The organism is Streptomyces sp. NPDC015130, from assembly GCF_043080005.1.
Taxonomy (GTDB): Bacteria; Actinomycetota; Actinomycetes; order Streptomycetales; family Streptomycetaceae; genus Streptomyces.
Genome location: NZ_JBIBVC010000014.1, coordinates 166,532 through 186,553, shown reverse-complemented (window position 1 = coordinate 186,553; position 20,022 = coordinate 166,532). Strand labels below are relative to the sequence as shown.

Here is a 20,022-nt window from a genome sequence, read left to right as displayed (position 1 = left end):
GCCACACTCGTGACCACCCCTGCCAACCTCCTCCGCGTCGAGAAGGGCCACGCCGACCCCGAGGAGCTCGCCGCCATCACCGCGGTCCTGCTCGCCCGCGCGTCGGCCCAGCCCACCGAGACGCACGACCGCCGCTCCACGGCCGGCTGGCGCCGTCTGGAGCGCCAGTCGGGCTTCCGCCCCTCCCACTCCTGGCAGGGCTGACCCCCTCCCCACCGAAGGCCCCCGCTCCCACCCGGAGCGGGGGCCTTCGGCGTACCCGTGTCCGGCCGGAGCCGGCAAGGCGAAGGCCCCGCGCACCGGTCGGTGCGCGGGGCCTTCGCGTGACGAATCCGTACGGACGTCCGTCGGGACTACCGCAGGCGGGCCATGAGGGCGTGCTCGACGAGGGTGATGAGCGCGCTCTTGGCGTCCGCGCGGTGGCGGGCGTCGGTCGTGATGATGGGGGTGTCCGGGCCGATCTGGAGCGCCTCGCGGACTTCCTCGGGCTGGTACGGCTGGTGTCCGTCGAAGCCGTTGAGGGCGATGACGAAGGGGAGGCCGCTGTTCTCGAAGTAGTCGACCGCGGGGAAGCAGTCGGCGAGACGGCGGGTGTCCACGAGGACGACGGCGCCGATGGCGCCGCGGACCAGGTCGTCCCACATGAACCAGAAGCGGTCCTGGCCCGGCGTACCGAAGAGGTACAGGATCAGGTCCTGGTCCAGGGTGATGCGGCCGAAGTCCATGGCGACGGTCGTCGTCGTCTTGTCGCCGGTGTGCGTGAGGTCGTCGATGCCCGCGGACGCAGACGTCATGACGGCCTCGGTACGCAGCGGGTTGATCTCCGAGACGGCGCCGACGAACGTGGTCTTGCCCACGCCGAAGCCGCCCGCCACCACGATCTTCGCGCTGGTGGTTGAGCGGGCTGCACCGCCGCTAGAGCTTGCGAAGTCCACTGAGCACCCTTTCGAGCAGTGTCACGGCTGGCTGGCCGCCGGCGGCCTCGTCGCCGCCTGGCTGGTGAATGGCGACAAGTCCGGCCTCCGCCAGGTCGGCGACGAGGATCCGGGCGACGCCGAGAGGAATGGAGAGGAGGGCCGAGATCTCGGCGACCGACTTGATCTCGATGCACAGCCGGCAGATCCGCTGGTGCTCGGGCAACTGCCCGTGCAGCCTGGCCGGATCGGCCGTGGTGCTGACCAGCGCCTCGATGGCGAGCTGGTAGCGCGGCCGGGTCCGGCCGCCGGTCATCGCGTACGGACGCACGAGCGGGTTGTGCCCGCCCGAACCGCCCGCGGAGGACGAGGCGCGCGGGGCGCTCGGCGAACCCGCGGGCGTGTGCTGCTGGGCCTGCGGCTGCTGATAGGGCTGCGACGCGCCCTGTCTGCTCGGGGTGGAGGGAAAGTTGAACCGGTTCTGCGCGGTGTCGCCCAGCGGCGCCTGGTGCGCGTCGTACCCGTTGTAGTGGCTTGCGCCCGGTGGTGTTCCCACGTCTCCTCCTCCGACTGCCTCGCGGTCCATGTCCCTTGGAACCGCGCCACCGCACCTTACGGTGCGGTGACGTGAAACGCACTGTCTGTCTGTTAGTTGAGAAGACTTCCCTGAAGCTCCGCCCGGAGGTCAGGAGTGAGAACCGTGCCCGCCCGGTCGACGAGCAGGGCCATCTCGTAGCCCACGAGGCCGATGTCCGCCTCGGGGTGCGCGAGCACGGCCAGCGAGGAGCCGTCCGAGATCGACATGATGAAGAGGAAGCCGCGCTCCATCTCCACGACGGTCTGGTTGACCGCCCCACCCTCGAAGATCCGGGACGCGCCCGCGGTCAGCGAGGTCAGTCCGGAGGCGACGGCCGCCAGCTGGTCGGCGCGGTCCCGGGGGAAACCCTCGGACATCGCCAGCAGGAGTCCGTCGGCGGAGACCACCACGGTGTGGGACACCCCGGGGGTGTTGTCCACGAAGTTGGTGATCAACCAGTTCAGATTCTGCGCCGCCTGGCTCATGCTCACACTAACGCTCCTGGTTGTAGGTACTGCCCGGGCCGAGGCCCGATCCGTTCGTGTCCGTTCCCGCGCTGCGTCCCTGCTGGACGCCGCGGCGCAGGTTGCTCAACCTGCCCCGTACGTCCTCGGGTGCGCGGGAGACCTGGGGGCCGCCCTGCGGCGTCTGCTCCGCCGTGCCCTCGACCAGGTTGGCCTTGGGGACCCGGCGGGGAAGACCGGACGAGGTGACCCCGCCCGCCTTCGGGTCCTTCAGCTTCCCGGCCCGCTGCCAGCGCTCGTCGTTGGTCGAGCGCCACGCGTCGGAGCCTTCGGCTTCGCCCTGCTCTCCCGACCCCGCCGGCCGCTCGGCCTGCGCCGGCTGCGGGGCCTGCGCGGGCTGCCGCGTCTGCGCGGGCGGTGCCTGTCGCGGCGCCTGCTGCGTCTGCGGGGCGACGCTGCCGCGGCGCGGCAGACCTGCGTCGGTCAGTGCGTGGCCGGCGTCCGGGGCGGGGTTCGGAGTGGGACCCGGACGGTCGAAGCCTACGCGGTCGCGGGCCTGTTCGGGAGCGGGCGGAGCAGATTCCGGTTCCGCTCCGTACTGCTGTCCGTAGCCACCCTGGTAAGCGCTCTGATCCTGCCACTCACCCTGGTGGGCCTGACCGTCGAACGCATTGCCGTACTGCTGGTGTTCGACCGTCGAAGACTCGTACGAGGCTTCCGCATAGCCGGCCTGGGGGTACGCCTCGTAACCCTGCTGCGCGTACTCGCCGGCGTACTCCTGACCCTGGCCCTGAGGCTGGCCGTACTGCTGCTGAGGCTGCTGCGCGTACTCCTGGTGCTGCCCGTACTCCTGCGGCTGCTCCTGGTGCTGCGCGTACTCGCCGGTGTACTCCTGGCCGCCGTACGCCTCGGTCTGCGCGTACTCCTGGCCCTGGCCGTACTCCTGGCCCTGCGCGTACTCCTGCGCAGCGGCCTCCGGCTCGTCGCGGTACAGCGGCCGGTCGCCGCCCTGCGCGCGGTCGCTGAGCGTCGCACGCCGGTCCTCGCGGTTCAGGGAGCGGTTGACCGGGTCGAGCGACTGCTCGCCCTCGCCCTGCTCCTCGTAGCGCGAGTCGTCGAAGCCGAGGTCGGCCGCGGTCAGCATCGCCTGCGGGGCCGGGGCCTCGAAGGCGCTCTGCTGCTGGCGCGGAATGATCTGGGAGACCGTGAAGTCGTCCTGGACCGGCTGCTCGCCACCGCCACCGTGGGTGATCGCGTCCGGCAGCATGACGAGCGAGGTCGTCCCGGCCTGCTCGCCCGAGGGGCGCAGCTGGACGCGGATGCCGTGCCGGTCGGCGAGGCGGCCGACCACGAAGAGGCCCATGCGCTGCGAGACGGCGGCGTCCACGGTCGGCGGGTTGGCCAGCTTGTGGTTGATGTCCGCGAAGTCCTCGGCGGTGAGGCCGATGCCCTTGTCGTGGATCTCGACCATCACGCGGCCGTCGGGGAGACGGGTCGCGGTGACGCGCACCTTGGTCTGCGGGGAGGAGAACGTGGTGGCGTTCTCCAGGAGCTCGGCGAGCAGGTGCACGAGGTCGGTCACGGCCTGGCCGTGGATCTCGGCGTCCGGCACGCCGGCCAGCTCGATGCGCTCGTACTGCTCCACCTCGGAGGAGGCGGCGCGCATGACGTCGACCAGCGGGACCGGCTGGTCCCAGCGGCGGCCCGGCTCCTCGCCGGCGAGGACGAGGAGGTTCTCGCCGTTGCGGCGCATACGGGTCGCCAGGTGGTCCAGCTTGAAGAGGTTCTCCAGCTGGTCCGGGTCGGCCTCGTTGTTCTCCAGGTCGGTGATGAGGGTCAGCTGGCCCTCGATCAGCGACTGGTTGCGGCGCGAGAGGTTGGTGAAGATCGCGTTGACGTTGCCCCGGAGCATGGCCTGCTCGGCGGCGAGCCGGACGGCCTCGCGGTGGACCTGGTCGAAGGCGCGGGCGACCTCGCCGATCTCGTCCTGCGAGTCGATCGGGATCGGCTGAACGCGGGTGTCGACCCGGCCGGGCTCGGTACGGGACAGCTGGTCGACGAGCATCGGCAGGCGCTGCTCGGCGATGCCGAAGGCGGCGGTGCGCAGCTCGCGCATCGAGCGGCTCATCTGGCGCGCCATCATCCCGGCGAGGATGAAGGCGGTCAGCAGGGCGACGACGACGATGGCGCCGATGACCCAGGCGTCCGTCTTGGCGTCGGAGGAGATCTTGGCGGCCTCGGACACGGCCTTGTCGACGAGCGCCTTCTCGACCTCGGTGTAGCCGTCGAACTTGGCGGTGGCCACGGCCATCCAGCTCTCGGCCGTGATGCCCTTCGACTTCAGGGCCGCGAGGGCCTCGGGGCTCTTGGCGGTGCCGATCGCGGAGGCCACGCCGGAGTAGACGGAGCCGTCCTTGCCCTTGGGCAGCTCGACGTCGGCGGCCTGCATCTGCTTCGCGCCCTCGGCGGCCTTGCCGGCCATGACCTTCTTGAGGAGGTCGACGTCCTCGGGCAGGGCGCCGGAGCCGTACTCGCCGAGGGCGATCTGCTCCAGGTAGTTGTACGAGTTGAACGCCACGGACTGCTGGGCGAAGACCTCCTCGGTGCGGCTGGGCCGGACCAGGAGCTGCGTGCCGATCGAGCGCTGGAGCGACTCGGCGCCCTTGGCGAGCTGGACGGCGTAGACGCTGCGGCCGTAGGTCGTGACGTTGCCGGTGCCGAGGCCGAGCTCGTTGGAGAACTCGGTGAGGTAGTGCTGGACGCCGGTGTACCCGAGCTGGGTGTTCACCGGGTCGAGGGAGCGGCTGTACGCGGCCTTGCGGAGCGCTTCGAGCTTCGGCTCCTCGTCCTTGAAGAGCCGGAGACGGCGCTCCAGGCCCTGGCCCGAGGGAAGGTTCTTGGCGGCCTCGTCGAACTTGAGACGGGCGGCGTCGGTCGCGGCGTACGCCTGCTCGACCTCGTCGGCCTTGCGGTCCTCGGGGGTCTTCGCGGCCAGCAGGGGACCGGCGGTGAGGTCGCGCTCCTTGAGGAGCGCGGTGCTGTACTCCGAGGCGGCCCGCACGATGAGGGCCGTCTTCTCGGCGTCCTGCGCCTCCTGCCAGGTGTCGATCGCACCCTTGACCTGGAAGCCGCCCATGACGAGGCCGACGAGCACGGGTATGAGCAGGATCGCGTTCAGACGGGTGGGCACCCGCCAGTTCCGCGGCGACAGCTTGCTGGAGTTGCCCGGGGCGGCCACCGTCGGCGGCGGCGTCACGGGCACGTCCGCGGGTGCCACCGCTGTGCGCGACGGCGGGGTGAAGTTGCCCCGTGTCTCCTGCTCCGCGGAGCTTTCCTTGCTGCGCCTCACTCGACCAACAACCTCTCGGCGTCGGCACCTACGTTGTGCCGGTGTTTCGTTCAGGGCCGTACTACTCGGGAGTTCATGAATTGCAGCACGTGAAGGGGGTCCGTTCCAAACAGTGGGAAGCGACCGCTTTCCGTGATCCAGCGACGACATAAAACGGGCATAAAGAGCGAGCCCCGCCAAATGACGGGGCTCATGTGAGCGCAGTGACACCGATCGGATGCATCGGGTGTCCGAGGCGCCCCAATTCTCTGTCGAAACGTTATGAACGCGGGGGCGGTCGTGTCGAAGGACACAGATCACCCCGCACGGCAGGCATATGACACAAGCATGGGCCCGTCGGCTGTCCGGCGGTCCCTGCCGACCCGTCGCCCGTTACTTCAGACGGGCCATGAGGGCGTGCTCGACCAGCGTGATGAGCGCGCTCTTGGCGTCCGCGCGGTGGCGGGCGTCCGTCGTGATGATCGGCGTGTCCGGACCGATCTGAAGGGCCTCTCGGACCTCCTCCGGCTGGTACGGCTGGTTCCCGTCGAAGCCGTTGAGGGCGATGACGAAGGGGAGGCCGCTGTTCTCGAAGTAGTCGACCGCGGGAAAACAGTCGGCGAGACGGCGGGTGTCCACGAGGACGACGGCGCCGATGGCGCCGCGGACCAGGTCGTCCCACATGAACCAGAAGCGGTCCTGGCCCGGCGTACCGAAGAGGTACAGGATCAGGTCCTGGTCCAGCGTGATGCGGCCGAAGTCCATCGCCACCGTCGTGGTGGTCTTGCCCCCGGTGTGGGTCAGGTCGTCGATCCCCGCCGAGGCGGAGGTCATGACGGCCTCGGTACGCAGCGGGTTGATCTCCGAGACGGCGCCGACGAACGTGGTCTTGCCGACGCCGAAGCCGCCCGCCACCACGATCTTCGCGCTGGTGGTTGAGCGGGCTGCACCGCCGCTAGAGCTTGCGAAGTCCACTGAGCACCCTTTCGAGCAGTGTCACGTCCGGCGTGCCGCCGGTCTCTCCGTTGCCCGGCTGGTGGATCGCCACCATGCCGGCCTCTGCCAGGTCCGCGACGAGGATCCGGGCGACGCCGAGCGGCATCGACAGCAGCGCCGACACCTCGGCCACCGACTTGACCTCACGGCACAGGTGGCAGATGCGCTGGTGCTCCGGCAGCAGGGTGGCGAGGTGCGCCGGGTCGGCCGTGGTGCTGACCAGCGCCTCGATGGCGAGCTGGTAGCGCGGCCGGGTCCGGCCGCCGGTCATCGCGTAAGGACGCACCAGCGGCTGGTCGCCCTCATGTCCGTACTCGTCGACTGATGCGCCGTACGGATCGTGAGAGGCGGGGGGCGGGGTCATGAATCCTCCGGGCGTGACAGCGAACTTCCGCCGTCGGATGGGGCCGGTGGGGGGCCGGGTGGGGCGGCCGGACGATGAACATGTTCAGGGCGGTACGGAGGGGCGTACCGCCCTGTCGGTGATGTCGGTCCGCTAGTGGAGCAGACTGCCCTGGAGCTCCGCGCGGAGATCCGGGGTGAGGACGCTGCCGGCCCGGTCGACCAGCAGCGCCATCTCGTAGCCCACGAGGCCGATGTCGCACTCGGGGTGGGCGAGCACGGCCAGTGAGGAACCGTCGGAGACCTGCATGAGGAAGAGGAAGCCGCGCTCCATCTCCACCACGGTCTGCGCGACAGGACCGCCCTCGAAGATCCGGGACGCGCCCGCGGTCAGCGAGGTCAGTCCGGACGCGACCGCCGCCAGCTGGTCGGCACGGTCACGGGGGAATCCTTCGGACATGGCCAGCAGGAGTCCGTCGGCGGAGACCACCACTGTGTGGGACACCCCGGGGGTGTTGTCCACGAAGTTGGTGATCAACCAGTTCAGATTCTGCGCCGCCTGGCTCATCGCGTTCAACTAACGCTCCTGCTGATGGTTCGGGCCGAGGTGGTGGTTACCCGTGGTCGAGTTGCCCGCCTGGCGGCCCTGCTGGATGCCGCGGCGCAGATTGGTGAGCCGGCCGCGGACGTCGTCGGGTGCACGCGAGACCTGGGGGCCGGCGGTGTGCGCCTGCTCCTGTGCGGTCCCGGGTACGAGGTTGGCCTTCGGCACGCGCCGGGGGAGGCCGGAGGTGGTGACGCCGCCGGCCGCGGGCTTGCGCACCCGCTCGGCCTGACGCACCAGCTCGTCGTTGGGCGAGGTCCGCCAGGCGGCCCCGCCGTTCTGCCGGCCGTCACCGGCACCGGCACCGGCCGGGCCTCCGGCCGGACGCTGCGCCACCGGAGCGGCCGGGGCCTGCGCCTGCGGGGCGGCCGGGGCCTGACCCTGCTGCGCGGCCTGCTGCTGGGCCTGCTCCTGGTGGAACCAGTTGGTCTCCAGCGTGTCGTACAGCGGGGTACGACCGTCGCCCGAGCCCGGGGCCGGCGGCAGCGCCTCCGGACGGCGGGGCTGCTGGAGCTGCGGCTGACGCGGCTGCTCGCCCTGCTCGTTCCCCGGGCGCGGGGCGCCGAGGTCCGGGCCGCCGGTCCGCTGACGCGGAGCCGGAGCCTGCGGGGCCTGCTGCTGCGCCTGCGGCACGTAGGGCTGCCGGCCGAACTGCTGCTGCTGGCCGCCCTGGTAGCCCTGGGGCTGCTGCTGCTGCTGTGCGTGCTGCGGCGCACCGAGGTCGGGGCGCGGGAACTGGCCCGTCGAGCCCGGACCCTGCGCGGCGCCGAAGTCCGGCCGCGGGAACTGACCCGTGGAGCCGGGGCCCTGGGGCGCGTTGAAGTCGGGACGCGGGAACTGCGCCGTCGACGCCGGGTCCTGCACACCGCCCGGGTAGGCCTGGATCTGCGGGGCCTGCGGCTGCTGTCCCTGCTGCGGCGCGCCGAAGTCGGGACGCGGGAACTGGCCCGTGGAGCCGGGGCCCTGGGGCGCGCCGGGAGCCGCGTACCGGCCCGCCGTCTCCGGGTCCTCGTGGCCGCGCGGGGCGTCCAGCGGGGTCATCTCCTGCTGCGGGCGCCGGACCGGCTGCTGCGCCGGGTCGTTGCCCCAGCTCGCGGCCTGCGGACGCTGAGCCTGCGGGTTGCCGCCCGGCAGCTCGGCGCGCGGGGCGCCGTAACCGGCCTGCTCGCCCTGCTGCTGAGCGCCGGGGCCGGCCTGCCGGCCGCCCTGGTTGCCCTGCGCGGACTGGTTGCCCTGGCTGCCCCACACGTCGGTGCGGGACGGGATGGCGCTCGCCGCACCGCCGATGAGACCACCGGCGCCCGGCGCCGGACGCAGCGGGTCCTGCTGCGGACCCTGGGGCGCCTGCGGCGCCTGGGGGACCTGCGGCAGCTGCCCGGTCTGGTCCAGCTGGGCCTGCTGCGGCTGCTGGGTGCGGGACGGCTGGGGGCCGCCCGTCAGCGGGGCGCCCTCACGGCCGGGCAGCGCCGCGCGCTGCGCGCCCGCACCGACCTGGCCGCGTGCGGCACCGGCGGCGGCACCGAGCCGGCCGGCCGCCGACGAGGGGGCACCGCCCGGAGCGCCGGGACGTCCGCCGCCGGGGCCGCCGGCCGCGCCGGGACCGCCGGGGAGCCGGCCGCCGGGAGCCTGGGCACCCGGGGGCATCGCGCCCTGGCCGGCGCCGCCGGGCTTCGGCATGGGCTTCCGGCCGCCCTGGGCGACGTCGACCGGCAGCATGACGAGCGCGGTGGTGCCGCCCGAGTCGGAGGGGCGCAGCTGGATGCGGATGCCGTGTCGCAGGGACAGGCGGCCGACCACGAAGAGACCCATGCGGCGGGAGACGGAGACGTCCACGGTGGGCGGCGAGGCGAGCCGCTCGTTGATCGCGGCGAGGTCCTCGGGGGAGAGGCCGATGCCGGTGTCGTGGATCTCGACGAGCACGCGGCCGTCGGGCAGCGCGTGACCGGTCACACGGACCTTGGTCTGCGGGGACGAGAACGAGGTGGCGTTCTCGAGCAGCTCGGCGAGGAGGTGCACGAGGTCGTTGACGACCCGGCCGGCGACCTCGGTCGCCGGGACCGCGGCCAGTTCGATGCGCTCGTACTGCTCCACCTCGGAGGCGGCGGCACGGAGCACGTCGACCAGCGGGACGGGGCGGGTCCAGCGACGGCCCGGTTCCTCACCGGCGAGGACGAGGAGGTTCTCGCCGTTCCGGCGCATACGGGTCGCGAGGTGGTCGAGCTTGAACAGCGAGGACAGCTGGTCCGGGTCGGCCTCGCGGGACTCCAGCTCGGAGATGAGCGAGAGCTGACGCTGGATGAGGCCCTGGGAACGGCGCGAGAGGTTGGTGAACATCGCGTTGACGTTGCCCCGGAGGAGGGCCTGCTCGGCGGCGAGACGCACGGCCTCGCGGTGCACGTCGTCGAAGGCCGCGGCCACCTGGCCGATCTCGTCCCGGGAGTGCACACCGACGGACTCGACGGTGGTGTCGACGTCCTGCGGGTCCGACTCGGAGAGCTGCTTGACGAGCTCGGGCAGCCGGTCCTGGGCGACCTTGGTCGCGGTGTCCTGGAGGCGGCGCAGCGAGCGGATCATGGACCGGGCCACGACGAAGGCGCCGATGAGCGAGACGCCGAGGACGAGGAGGATCAGGGCACCGTTGATGATGGCGTCGCGCTGGGCTTCCTGCCGCAGCTCACGCGCCATGGTCTCCATGTTGCCGAGAAGGATGTTCTCGGTGCGGTTCATGGCGGTGATCTTGGTGCCGTACTCGTCGGTGAAGTTCAGGTGACCGCGCTTGGTGGTGCCGGGCATCGCCTCGTCCGACTTCAGCACGCGCTCGGCGTACTTGTCGGCGGCGGTGATCGACGGGTCGCCGTTGTTGAGGAAGGCGGTCATCTCCTCGGCGTCACCGCCGGTCGACTCGTAGATCGCCTGGAAGGACTTGAGCTCGACGCCCTCGGAGTTGAAGGCGGCCTCGCCGTAGAGGCGGTCACCCTGCTGGATCCTGCCGGGGGTCCGGTCGTTCGGGGGGAGCGCGCCGGCGATGATCGCCTGCTGGATGGAGGCGTACTCCTTGGCGGACGAGAAGGCGGCGAGCGCCCGGGTCCGCTTGATCATCTCGGGGTTGCTGGTCGCCTGGGCCATGTCCTGGGACAGGCTGAGCAGCGAGCGGATGAGACGGCTGTACGCCTCGACCGTCACCGAGTGCGAGACGCCCTTCTCGTAGGCGTTGCCGCGGATCGTGTGGAGGCCGATGACCTGCGAGGCGATCTGGTTGACGTTCTGGCGGATGCTCCGCAGCGCCTCGTCGTCCTCGGTGCTCGGGATCTCCTCGGTGGCGTCGAGGAAGGCCTTGTACTCGCGGTCGGTCTTCTTGCGCGGGTTCGCGACCTGGTAGTCGCTGGTGGGCCTGCCGTTGGCCAGGGGGCCGGCGGAGAGGTCACGCTCGGCCTGGAGGGCCTGGGCGAGGTCGGTCGCCTCACGCGTCAGCTTGGTCAGCAGCTGCATGTGGTCGAGCTGCTCGATGTCCTGGAGCGACTCGCTGATACGGATACCGCCCAGCGAGGTGGCCGCGACCACGGGCAGGGTCAGCAGGGCGACCAGGCGCGTGGAGATGCGCCAGTTGCGCAGGGCTATTCGGGGGCCGACCGGGTTCTCGGGCTTGGCCTTGGCCTTGTCGGGAGCCGCGGCGGCGTCGGCCGGTGCGGCGCCGGCGCTCGCGCGCCTGCCGTCACCGCCGTCGCCGGACGGTCCCTGACCCTGGTTGGGGGTGTGCGAGGCCGAGGGACCGCGGTCGGTCCCGGCACGCGGTTCCTGCTCCGCCGGAGCTTCGGCTCGGCCCTGACGGGCCTGGGGAGACCCCGAGCCATCCCTCTTGAAACGTCCCTGCACTAGCGTCGCAACCTCTGGACCAGGCGTCCTTCCGGGTGAACGGAGAGGACGGTGTCGGCGTCGTATGGACCGCGTGATGCGGCCCATGGTGGTCGTCGGTGACCGGCGCAGTTCCCCCTTCCCCGCCACTCGGAACCGGCGCTGCGTTGCGCCCCCTGCGCGCCGGCTTGAAACCCGCGACGGTGCGTGGAATTCCAGCACAGTGCCGGACCTCCAACAAGGGCCGCGTGTCGGACCTCGGACGGGATGACAACGTGTGCCCGCCGCGTCACCCCATGTAGAAGATGATCACGGAGGATTCGGACTTTTCCGGTCCAATGGCAGCGCGTGCCCGTGTGTCCCAGTCGCGATGATCAGGAGCGGAATGGAGCATTCAGTGCCGTAATGCCCGTTTCCGTGACGGCTCGCGGCAGTCCGTAATGCCGGGAATGTGGAGTGATTGGTGAGCAAACTCACACGATGATCGATGTCTTAGCCATGCATTCGAAGGGAATCGCATGCTTAGCCTGACGCTTTACACGATGCTCGCGCCCGCACGGGCGCCCCTCCCGGGACAGGGTCAGAACAACGCCATGAACCCCACGAAGACCGCGCAGCTGCTCACCACGGCCAACCCGCGCCGCTCCACCCTCGCGCACCTCGAGGACGCCGCACAGCTCGGCCGGCCCGCCCTGCCCGAGTACGCCACCGAACTCCCGGGACAGACGGCCAACCCGCGCCGCACGGTCCTCATGACCGCCCCCGCCCCCTTCGAGCCGGCTCCGTACGTGTCCGCCTCCCGCTGACACCGCCGATACCGCCGGTCGGCCGCCCCCTCGCCGCGTTAGCCTGGAGCGTCAGACTCCAGCCAGTACCAAGTGAGGGGCGACAGCACTCGTGCGCATCGCCAGATTCTCCATCGACGGCAATGTGGCCTTCGGCGCCGTCGAGGGCGAGGGAACCGTCGAGTCCGGCGGCCTCGTCCTCGACATCATCAAGGGCATCCCGTACACCGACTTCGAGCTCAGCGGCACCAAGGTCCCGCTCAGCAAGGTACGGCTCCTGCCGCCCGTGCTCCCCAACAAGGTCGTGGCCATCGGCCGCAACTACGCGGAGCACGCCGCCGAACTCGGCAACGAGGTCCCCGACGTCCCCGTCGCCTTCTTCAAGCCCACCACCTCGGTGATCGGCTCCGGCGACGCCATCGAGTACCCCTCCTTCTCCAACGAGCTGCACCACGAGGCCGAGCTGGCCGTGGTCATCGGCCGGATGTGCCGCGAGGTGCCCCGCGAGCGCGTGAAGGACGTCGTCTTCGGCTACACCTGCGCCAACGACGTCACCGCCCGCGACGCGCAAGCGCGCGAGAAGCAGTGGGCCCGCGCCAAGGGCTTCGACACCTCCTGCCCCCTGGGCCCCTGGGTGGAGACCGACCTCGACCCGAGCGACCTGGCCATCCAGGCCACGGTCAACGGCGAACAGCGCCAGCTGGGTCGGACGAGCGACATGATCCGCTCCATCGAGGACCTGGTCGTCCACATCACCGAGGCCATGACGCTGCTCCCCGGCGACGTCATCCTCACCGGCACCCCCGCCGGGGTCGGCCCCCTCAACGTCGGCGACGAGGTCGCCGTCACCATCGAAGGCATCGGCACTCTCACCAATAAGGTGATCAAGCGTGGCTAACGCGAACTCCCCCAAGCTCTCGAACGCGCTCAAGCAGGGGGTACCCCCTCGCGTCCGTTTCTGTCCCTCGCCGACCGGCAACCCCCACGTGGGCCTGGTCCGCACCGCTCTCTTCAACTGGGCCTTCGCCCAGCACAACGAGGGCACGTTCGTCTTCCGCATCGAGGACACCGACGCCGCGCGCGACTCGGAGGAGTCGTACCAGCAGCTGCTCGACTCGATGCGCTGGCTCGGCTTCACCTGGGACGAGGGCCCCGAGATCGGCGGCCCGCACGCGCCGTACCGCCAGTCGCAGCGGATGGACATCTACAAGGACGTCGCCGACAAGCTGCTCGCCGGCGGTCACGCGTACCCCTGCTACTGCACCACCGAGGAGCTCGACGAGCGCCGCGAGGCGGCCCGCGCCGCCGGCCGCGCCTCCGGCTACGACGGCCACTGCCGCGACCTCACCGACGAGCAGAAGCAGGCGTTCGAGGCCGAGGGCCGCAGCCACATCGTCCGCTTCCGGATGCCGGACGAGGCGACCACCTTCACCGACCTGGTCCGCGGTGAGATCACCGTCCAGCCGGAGAACGTCACCGACTACGGCATCGTCCGCGCCAACGGCGCCCCGCTGTACACCCTGGTGAACCCGGTCGACGACGCCCTGATGGAGATCACCCACGTCCTGCGCGGCGAGGACCTGCTCTCCTCCACCCCGCGCCAGATCGCGCTCTACAAGGCGCTGATCGAGCTGGGCGTCGCCAAGGAGATCCCGCAGTTCGGTCACCTGCCGTACGTCATGGGCGAGGGCAACAAGAAGCTCTCCAAGCGCGACCCGCAGGCCTCCCTCAACCTCTACCGGGAGCGCGGCTTCCTCCCCGAGGGCCTCCTGAACTACCTGTCGCTCCTCGGCTGGTCGTTCTCCGCCGACCAGGACGTCTTCTCGATCGAGGACATGGTCGCGAAGTTCGACATCGCCGACGTGAACGCCAACCCGGCGCGCTTCGACCTCAAGAAGGCCGAGTCGATCAACGGTGACCACATCCGCATGCTGGACGTGAAGTCCTTCGCCGAGGCCTGCGAGCCCTGGCTGCAGGCCCCGCACGCCAACTGGGCGCCCGAGGACTTCGACCGCGCCGCCTGGGAGGCCATCGCGCCGTACGCCCAGACCCGGATGACCGTCCTCTCGGAGATCACGGCCAACGTCGACTTCCTCTTCCTCCCCGAGCCGGTCTTCGACCAGCCCTCGTGGGACAAGGCGATGAAGGGCGAGCCGGCCGCGCTCCTCACCACGGCCCGCGAGAAGCTCGTGGACGCCGACTGGAGCGACCCGGAGTCCCTCAAGAACGCGGTCCTGGCCGCCGGCGAGGCCCACGGCCTCAAGCTCGGCAAGGCCCAGGCCCCCGTCCGCGTCGCCGTCACCGGCCGCACGGTCGGCCTGCCCCTCTTCGAGTCCCTGGAGATCCTGGGCAAGGAGAAGTCCCTGGCCCGCATCGACGCGACCCTGGCGAAGCTCGCGGGCTGAGCCCCGCCCTTCCGTCCCCCGGGGGCGGGGGGGGGGCCCGCCCCCCCCCCCCCGGGGGGGGGGGGGGGGGCGGCCCCCCCCCCCCCCCGCCCCCGGGGGCGTTTTCCCGGCGCCGGGGAAACGACCGCGGGGGAATGGGGCACGGCGGTACGGTCGTGGCATGAGCATCCGCGCCGTCCTGTGGGACGTGGACGACACGATCTTCGACTACGCGACAGCCGACCGCGCCGGTATGAGCGCGCACCTGACGGCCGAGGGCCTGCTCGACGGGTTCGACTCCGTCGACCAGGCCCTCGCGCGTTGGGCGGAGCTCACGGAACTGCACTGGCGCCGCTTCGAGACCGAGGGCGGCGACTTCCAGGACCAGCGGCGGGCCCGGGTCAGGGACTTCCTCGGGGCGCCGGAGCTCACCGCCGCCGGTGCCGACGACTGGTTCGACCGGTACGTCACCCACTACCGGGCGGCCTGGGAGCTCTTCCCCGACGCCCTGCCCGTCCTCGACCTGCTCGCGGGCGACTACCGGCACGCGGTGCTGTCGAACTCCAGCATCCACGCCCAGGAGCCCAAGCTCCGCGCCCTGGGCGTACGCGACCGCTTCGAGGCCGTCCTGTGCGCCGCCGAGCTCGGTGTCGCCAAACCGGCCCCCGAGGCCTTCCACGCCGCCTGCACGGCCCTGGGCCTGGCCCCGGAGGAGATCGCGTACGTCGGGGACCAGCCCGACACCGACGCCCGGGGCGCGGCCGAGGCGGGGCTCCTGGGCATCTGGCTGGACCGCGCGGACACCGGCGGACGGCCCGAGCTGCGACGGATCACGGACCTCCGTCAGCTCCCCGCGCTGCTCCGCGGGCATACCCGTTTTGGAGCACCGTCCACCTTCAGGTAATGTTCTTTCTGCGCCGAGGGGAACAAGCCGAAAGGCAAGAACCCGGAAAGCGCAAGCCGAGACAAGATCCCCCCTGGTGGGGGAGGTTGCCACGGTGGCCTATGGTGTAATTGGCAGCACGACGGTTTCTGGTTCCGTTAGTCTTGGTTCGAGTCCAGGTAGGCCAGCTCGCAGAGCTTTATCTGCAACCTGTGGATGGCATCCACAAAGCCCCCGTTGTGTAGCGGCCTAGCACGCCGCCCTCTCAAGGCGGTAGCGCCGGTTCGAATCCGGTCGGGGGTACTGATCCATCCCGCGGAACACCTGGGTAGCTCCCGGTGCCTCCGCGGTGACATCACCCGGCTCATGCCGGGTGGGATCGCTAGGGCCCCCGTTGTGTAGCGGCCTAGCACGCCGCCCTCTCAAGGCGGTAGCGCCGGTTCGAATCCGGTCGGGGGTACGGTGCAACCACCATGGCCTATGGTGTAATTGGCAGCACGACGGTTTCTGGTTCCGTTAGTCTTGGTTCGAGTCCAGGTAGGCCAGCTCGCAGAGCTCATCTGCACCGCGGATCTGATCCGCAAGGCCCCCGTTGTGTAGCGGCCTAGCACGCTGCCCTCTCAAGGCGGTAGCGCCGGTTCGAATCCGGTCGGGGGTACAGAACGAGGAAGCCCTTCCCTTCGGGGGAGGGCTTCTTCGCTGTTCTGCGTCGGACGCGCAACTCCGGCCCACCGCTGCGGCGTTGAAGCGGTGGGCCGGATTCGTTCGGGCGGATCGGCGGGAGAGGTGCCAGGAGGGCGGAGACGTCAGCCGTTGCGGCGGAGCGCCTCGGAGAGACGGGCGGCGGCGTCGATGACCGCCTGGGCGTGCATACGGCCCGGGTGGCGCGTCAGGCGCTCGATCGGACCCGAGACCGACACGGCGGCCACGACGCGGTTCGAGGGGCCGCGTACGGGCGCGGAGACGGAGGCCACGCCGGGCTCCCGCTCGCCGATCGACTGGGCCCAGCCGCGGCGCCGTACGCCCGACAGGGCCGTCGCCGTGAAGCGGGCGCCCTGGAGGCCGCGGTGCAGCCGCTCGGGCTCCTCCCAGGCCATCAGGATCTGCGCGGAGGAGCCGGCCTTCATGGTCAGCGTCGAGCCGACCGGGACGGTGTCCCGCAGGCCCGAGAGCCGCTCGGCCGCCGCCACGCAGATGCGCATGTCGCCCTGGCGCCGGTAGAGCTGGGCGCTCTCGCCGGTGACGTCGCGCAGATGCGTCAGCACGGGGCCGGCGGTCGCGAGCAGGCGGTCCTCGCCGGCCGCGGCCGCGAGCTCCGAGAGGCGCGGTCCGAGGATGAACCGGCCCTGCATGTCACGCGCCACCATCCGGTGGTGTTCCAGTGCCACGGCCAGTCGGTGTGCCGTGGGTCGTGCGAGTCCCGTCGCCGCGACCAGTCCTGCGAGGGTGGCCGGACCGGACTCCAGGGCGCTCAGGACAAGGGCTGCCTTGTCGAGAACGCCTACGCCGCTAGAGTTGTCCATGCAACGATATTCGCGTCTCACTCTGTGAAACGCAAGTTCAATTTTCCGAGGACCTTGGCACTCTGGTGATGCGGCCGCACAACGGCCCGCGAAACGGGTCTCTAGTTGTGCCGGCGTAGACGTCGGCCGGAGGGAAAGCGATGGGTAGGACACTCGCGGAGAAGGTCTGGGACGACCACGTCGTCCGGCGCGCCGAGGGCGAGCCCGACCTCCTCTTCATCGATCTGCACCTGCTGCACGAGGTGACCAGCCCCCAGGCCTTCGACGGCCTGCGCCAGAACGGCCGGCAGGTGCGGCGCCTCGACCTCACCATCGCCACCGAGGACCACAACACCCCGACCCTCGACATCGACAAGCCCATCGCGGACCCCGTCTCCCGCGCCCAGCTGGAGACCCTGCGGAAGAACTGCGCCGAGTTCGGCGTCCGGCTGCACCCGCTGGGCGACGTCGAGCAGGGCGTCGTCCACGTCGTGGGACCGCAGCTGGGCCTGACCCAGCCGGGCACGACCGTGGTCTGCGGCGACTCGCACACCTCCACGCACGGCGCCTTCGGCGCGCTGGCCTTCGGCATCGGCACCAGCCAGGTCGAGCACGTGCTCGCCACCCAGACGCTGCCGCTGGCCCGCCCGAAGACCATGGCCATCACGGTCGACGGCGAACTGCCCGAGGACGTCACCGCCAAGGACCTGATCCTGGCGATCATCGCGAAGATCGGCACCGGCGGCGGCCAGGGCTACATCCTGGAGTACCGCGGCTCCGCCATCGAGAAGCTCTCGATGGAGGCCCGGATGACCATCTGCAACATGTCGATCGAGGCCGGCGCCCGCGCGGGCATGATCGCCCCCGACGAGACCACCTTCGCCTACCTGGAGGGCCGTGCCCACGCCCCCGAGGGCGAGGACTGGGACGCCGCCGTCGCGTACTGGAAGACGCTGAAGTCCGACGAGGACGCCGTCTTCGACGCCGAGGTCGTCATCGACGCCGCCTCCCTGGCGCCGTTCGTCACCTGGGGCACCAACCCCGGCCAGGGCGCGCCGCTTTCGTCGAACGTCCCCGACCCGGCTTCGTACGAAGACGCTTCGGAGCGCCTCGCCGCCGAAAAGGCCCTGGAGTACATGGGGTTGACCGCCGGCCAGCCGCTGCGCGACATCAAGGTCGACACCGTCTTCGTAGGCTCCTGCACCAACGGCCGCATCGAGGACCTGCGCAACGCCGCGGACCTCCTCAAGGGCCGCCAGGTCGCGGACGGCGTCCGCATGCTGGTCGTCCCCGGCTCCGTCCGGGTCGCCCTGCAGGCCGTGGAGGAGGGCCTGGACAAGGTCTTCAAGGAGGCCGGCGCCGAATGGCGGCACGCGGGCTGCTCGATGTGTCTGGGCATGAACCCCGACCAACTGGCCCCCGGTGAGCGCTCCGCGTCCACCTCCAACCGCAACTTCGAGGGCCGGCAGGGCAAGGGCGGTCGCACCCACCTGGTCTCCCCCCAGGTCGCCGCCGCCACCGCCGTCCTGGGCCACCTGGCCTCCCCGGCCGATCTGTCCGACGTCGCCACCACCGCGGGGGTCTGAGGAACCATGGAAGCTTTCACCACGCACACCGGCCGGGCCGTCCCGCTGCGCCGCAGCAACGTCGACACCGACCAGATCATCCCGGCGCACTGGCTGAAGAAGGTCACCCGCGACGGCTTCGAGGACGGTCTCTTCGAGGCCTGGCGCAAGGACTCCGAGTTCGTCCTCAACCGCCCCGAGCGGCAGGGCGCCTCGGTCCTGGTCGCCGGCCCCGACTTCGGCACCGGCTCCTCCCGTGAGCACGCCGTCTGGGCGCTCCAGAACTACGGCTTCCAGGCGGTCATCTCCGCCCGCTTCGCCGACATCTTCCGCGGCAACTCGCTGAAGAACGGCCTGCTCACGGTCGTCCTGCCGCAGGAGACGGTGGACGCGCTCTGGGAGCTGACCGAGGCCGACCCGACCGCCGAGATCACCGTCGACCTGGAGCGCCGCAAGGTCCTGGCGGCCGGGATCGACGCGGACTTCGAGCTCGACGAGAACGCCCGCTGGCGTCTGCTGAACGGACTCGACGACATCAGCCTCACCCTTCAGAACGAAGCCGACATCGCGGCCTACGAGGCGGCGCGACCGTCCCACAAGCCCCGTACAATTACGGTCTGAGCAGCGCTTTTCCAAGACTGCGCCCCCCACCGACAGGTGGGGGGCGCAGTCGCTTGTTGGGACCCTGTCGGGCGACAACTCGCCCTAGATGGCACAATCGGTGCATGGAACGCGACAGCCAACTCGAGCTCTACGAGGCAGTCGCCGCCCGATTGAAGGAAGCGCACACAAGAGTGCGCTCACTGCAAGTCCCGGAGGGCGTAAGGATGGCGCTGTCCCGGAAGCTGCTGGTCGTGACGGCTGCGGCGAAGCACGATCTCAAGGACGCGGCAACGCGTCTGGACCGGTTGATGAAGGACCTCGACGAGGGCCGATTCCCAGAGGACGACTGACACCAGGAACTCCGCAGCGGGTCTTTTGCGTTGCGGCACTAGGGTGATTAGCCCGTTTCGTGTTTGATTTGCGGTATATACATGCCTAACGTGCGAAAAAGCTTGAACACTTTCGTTCTGGCAATGTCTCCGAAGGGGAAGACGTGAACAAGGCGCAGCTCGTAGAAGCGATTGCCGACAAGATGGGCGGTCGCCAGCAGGCCGCCGAAGCCGTCGACCACGTGCTCGACGCCATCGTGCGTGCCGTGGTCGCGGGCGACCGGGTCTCGGTCACGGGCTTCGGCTCGTTCGAGAAGGTCGACCGTCCGGCCCGCTACGCCCGCAACCCGCAGACGGGCGAGCGCGTCCGGGTCAAGAAGACCTCGGTGCCGCGCTTCCGGGCAGGTCAGGGCTTCAAGGACCTGGTCAGCGGCTCGAAGAAGCTCCCCAAGGGTGGCGAGGTCTCCGTCAAGAAGGCCCCCAAGGGCAGCCTCACCGGTGGCGCCTCCGCGACCGTGAAGAAGGCCGCGGCCAAGAAGGCCACCACCGCCAAGAAGGCCGCCGCGAAGAAGGCGACCCCCGCGAAGAAGGCCACGACGGCCGCCGCGAAGAAGGCGACCCCGGCGAAGAAGACCACCACCGCGGCGGCGAAGAAGACCACCGCCGCGGCGAAGAAGGCCTCGACGGCGGCGAAGAAGACCACCACCGCCGCCGCCAAGAAGACCACCACGGCCGCGGCGAAGAAGGCCGTCAAGACCACGGCCAAGAAGACCGCGCCGGCCGCGAAGAAGGCCACGGCGACGAAGGCGCCCGCGAAGAAGACCACGGCGCGCAAGACGACCGCCAAGAAGGCCGCCGCCAAGAAGTAGGGCGAGCGGTACCACCGCCGGGCCG

18 protein-coding genes and 5 tRNA genes are annotated in these 20,022 nt (G+C 70.6%); 14 read left to right on the top strand and 9 right to left on the bottom strand.

What is annotated here, in order from left to right:
- Nucleotides 1-9: 9 nt before the first annotated feature.
- Nucleotides 10-204 (top strand): acyl-CoA carboxylase subunit epsilon, encoded by a 195-nt coding sequence (locus ACF08F_RS27110; RefSeq protein ID WP_392301120.1) that lies wholly within the window; start codon nt 10-12, stop codon nt 202-204.
- Nucleotides 205-353: 149 nt separating this feature from the next.
- Here the strand turns inward: ACF08F_RS27110 and ACF08F_RS27105 are convergent, their stop codons facing one another.
- From ACF08F_RS27105 to ACF08F_RS27070, 8 genes are all read right to left on the bottom strand, one after another.
- Nucleotides 354-935: an ATP/GTP-binding protein gene (locus tag ACF08F_RS27105; protein WP_017235983.1), complete on the bottom strand. Its 582-nt coding sequence runs from the start codon at nt 933-935 to the stop codon at nt 354-356.
- On the bottom strand, nt 916-1,470 hold the full coding sequence (locus ACF08F_RS27100; RefSeq protein WP_392301119.1) for a DUF742 domain-containing protein: 555 nt from the start codon (nt 1,468-1,470) through the stop codon (nt 916-918). Before ACF08F_RS27100 ends, ACF08F_RS27105 begins: the two co-directional genes overlap by 20 nt.
- Nucleotides 1,471-1,562: 92 nt before the next feature.
- Nucleotides 1,563-1,976 (bottom strand): roadblock/LC7 domain-containing protein, encoded by a 414-nt coding sequence (locus tag ACF08F_RS27095; protein WP_026057603.1) that lies wholly within the window; start codon nt 1,974-1,976, stop codon nt 1,563-1,565.
- 7 nt (nt 1,977-1,983) lie between these two features.
- Entirely contained in the window at nt 1,984-5,304 is a 3,321-nt protein-coding gene (locus tag ACF08F_RS27090; protein ID WP_392301118.1) for a nitrate- and nitrite sensing domain-containing protein, read from the bottom strand.
- Between the two features lie 372 nt (nt 5,305-5,676).
- Nucleotides 5,677-6,258 carry an ATP/GTP-binding protein gene (locus ACF08F_RS27085; RefSeq protein ID WP_116158662.1) on the bottom strand — a complete coding sequence of 194 codons (582 nt, stop codon included), beginning with the start codon at nt 6,256-6,258 and terminating at the stop codon, nt 5,677-5,679.
- Nucleotides 6,239-6,643, bottom strand: a complete 405-nt coding sequence (locus ACF08F_RS27080) for a DUF742 domain-containing protein (protein WP_017235980.1) — start codon at nt 6,641-6,643, stop codon at nt 6,239-6,241. The genes ACF08F_RS27085 and ACF08F_RS27080 overlap by 20 nt, the downstream gene beginning before the upstream one ends.
- 132 nt (nt 6,644-6,775) lie before the next feature.
- The gene (locus tag ACF08F_RS27075; RefSeq protein ID WP_015036421.1) at nt 6,776-7,189 is read right to left on the bottom strand and encodes a roadblock/LC7 domain-containing protein; all 414 of its coding nucleotides are present in this window, start codon (nt 7,187-7,189) and stop codon (nt 6,776-6,778) included.
- Nucleotides 7,190-7,198: 9 nt separating this feature from the next.
- On the bottom strand, nt 7,199-11,098 hold the full coding sequence (locus tag ACF08F_RS27070; RefSeq protein ID WP_392301117.1) for a nitrate- and nitrite sensing domain-containing protein: 3,900 nt from the start codon (nt 11,096-11,098) through the stop codon (nt 7,199-7,201).
- 572 nt (nt 11,099-11,670) lie between these two features.
- Between ACF08F_RS27070 and ACF08F_RS27065 the strand changes: the two genes are divergently transcribed.
- The 9 genes from ACF08F_RS27065 (at nt 11,671) to ACF08F_RS27025 (ending at nt 15,787) form a co-directional block, all read left to right on the top strand.
- Nucleotides 11,671-11,883: a hypothetical protein gene (locus ACF08F_RS27065; protein ID WP_392301150.1), complete on the top strand. Its 213-nt coding sequence runs from the start codon at nt 11,671-11,673 to the stop codon at nt 11,881-11,883.
- 91 nt (nt 11,884-11,974) lie between these two features.
- On the top strand, nt 11,975-12,760 hold the full coding sequence (locus tag ACF08F_RS27060; protein WP_392301116.1) for a fumarylacetoacetate hydrolase family protein: 786 nt from the start codon (nt 11,975-11,977) through the stop codon (nt 12,758-12,760).
- A complete protein-coding gene (gltX, locus tag ACF08F_RS27055) occupies nt 12,753-14,267 on the top strand; it encodes a glutamate--tRNA ligase (RefSeq protein ID WP_392301115.1) in 1,515 nt (504 codons plus the stop codon). The genes ACF08F_RS27060 and gltX overlap by 8 nt, the downstream gene beginning before the upstream one ends.
- Nucleotides 14,268-14,427: 160 nt before the next feature.
- The gene (locus ACF08F_RS27050; RefSeq protein WP_392301114.1) at nt 14,428-15,150 is read left to right on the top strand and encodes an HAD family hydrolase; all 723 of its coding nucleotides are present in this window, start codon (nt 14,428-14,430) and stop codon (nt 15,148-15,150) included.
- 95 nt (nt 15,151-15,245) lie between these two features.
- Nucleotides 15,246-15,317, top strand: a tRNA-Gln gene (locus tag ACF08F_RS27045).
- 42 nt (nt 15,318-15,359) lie between these two features.
- A tRNA-Glu gene (locus ACF08F_RS27040) sits at nt 15,360-15,432 on the top strand.
- 84 nt (nt 15,433-15,516) lie between these two features.
- Nucleotides 15,517-15,589, top strand: a tRNA-Glu gene (locus tag ACF08F_RS27035).
- 14 nt (nt 15,590-15,603) lie between these two features.
- Nucleotides 15,604-15,675, top strand: a tRNA-Gln gene (locus ACF08F_RS27030).
- A 39-nt stretch (nt 15,676-15,714) separates the two neighbouring features.
- Nucleotides 15,715-15,787 (top strand) — tRNA-Glu (locus tag ACF08F_RS27025).
- 148 nt (nt 15,788-15,935) lie between these two features.
- Here ACF08F_RS27025 and ndgR read toward each other — a convergent pair.
- Nucleotides 15,936-16,652 (bottom strand): IclR family transcriptional regulator NdgR, encoded by a 717-nt coding sequence (gene ndgR, locus ACF08F_RS27020; RefSeq protein ID WP_017235973.1) that lies wholly within the window; start codon nt 16,650-16,652, stop codon nt 15,936-15,938.
- 140 nt (nt 16,653-16,792) lie between these two features.
- Between ndgR and leuC the strand changes: the two genes are divergently transcribed.
- The 4 genes from leuC to ACF08F_RS27000 all read left to right on the top strand — a co-directional run bounded on the left by leuC (nt 16,793) and on the right by ACF08F_RS27000 (nt 19,997).
- On the top strand, nt 16,793-18,217 hold the full coding sequence (gene leuC / locus ACF08F_RS27015; protein WP_150265726.1) for a 3-isopropylmalate dehydratase large subunit: 1,425 nt from the start codon (nt 16,793-16,795) through the stop codon (nt 18,215-18,217).
- A gap of 6 nt (nt 18,218-18,223) precedes the next feature.
- Nucleotides 18,224-18,817 carry a 3-isopropylmalate dehydratase small subunit gene (gene leuD, locus ACF08F_RS27010; protein WP_392301113.1) on the top strand — a complete coding sequence of 198 codons (594 nt, stop codon included), beginning with the start codon at nt 18,224-18,226 and terminating at the stop codon, nt 18,815-18,817.
- A gap of 104 nt (nt 18,818-18,921) precedes the next feature.
- Entirely contained in the window at nt 18,922-19,149 is a 228-nt protein-coding gene (locus ACF08F_RS27005; protein ID WP_015036430.1) for a hypothetical protein, read from the top strand.
- Between the two features lie 143 nt (nt 19,150-19,292).
- Entirely contained in the window at nt 19,293-19,997 is a 705-nt protein-coding gene (locus tag ACF08F_RS27000; RefSeq protein WP_392301112.1) for an HU family DNA-binding protein, read from the top strand.
- Nucleotides 19,998-20,022: the final 25 nt, after the last annotated feature.

Bases quoted from the DNA above. Each gene is read 5' to 3' on its own strand.
- ACF08F_RS27095 (WP_026057603.1), bottom strand. From the start codon at position 1,976: ATGAGCCAGGCGGCGCAGAATCTGAACTGGTTGATCACCAACTTCGTG.
- ACF08F_RS27080 (WP_017235980.1), bottom strand. From the start codon at position 6,643: ATGACCCCGCCCCCCGCCTCTCACGATCCGTACGGCGCATCAGTCGAC.
- ACF08F_RS27075 (WP_015036421.1), bottom strand. From the start codon at position 7,189: ATGAGCCAGGCGGCGCAGAATCTGAACTGGTTGATCACCAACTTCGTG.
- ACF08F_RS27065 (WP_392301150.1), top strand. From the start codon at position 11,671: ATGAACCCCACGAAGACCGCGCAGCTGCTCACCACGGCCAACCCGCGC.
- ACF08F_RS27050 (WP_392301114.1), top strand. From the start codon at position 14,428: ATGAGCATCCGCGCCGTCCTGTGGGACGTGGACGACACGATCTTCGAC.
- ndgR (WP_017235973.1), bottom strand. From the start codon at position 16,652: ATGGACAACTCTAGCGGCGTAGGCGTTCTCGACAAGGCAGCCCTTGTC.
- leuC (WP_150265726.1), top strand. From the start codon at position 16,793: ATGGGTAGGACACTCGCGGAGAAGGTCTGGGACGACCACGTCGTCCGG.
- leuD (WP_392301113.1), top strand. From the start codon at position 18,224: ATGGAAGCTTTCACCACGCACACCGGCCGGGCCGTCCCGCTGCGCCGC.
- ACF08F_RS27005 (WP_015036430.1), top strand. From the start codon at position 18,922: ATGGAACGCGACAGCCAACTCGAGCTCTACGAGGCAGTCGCCGCCCGA.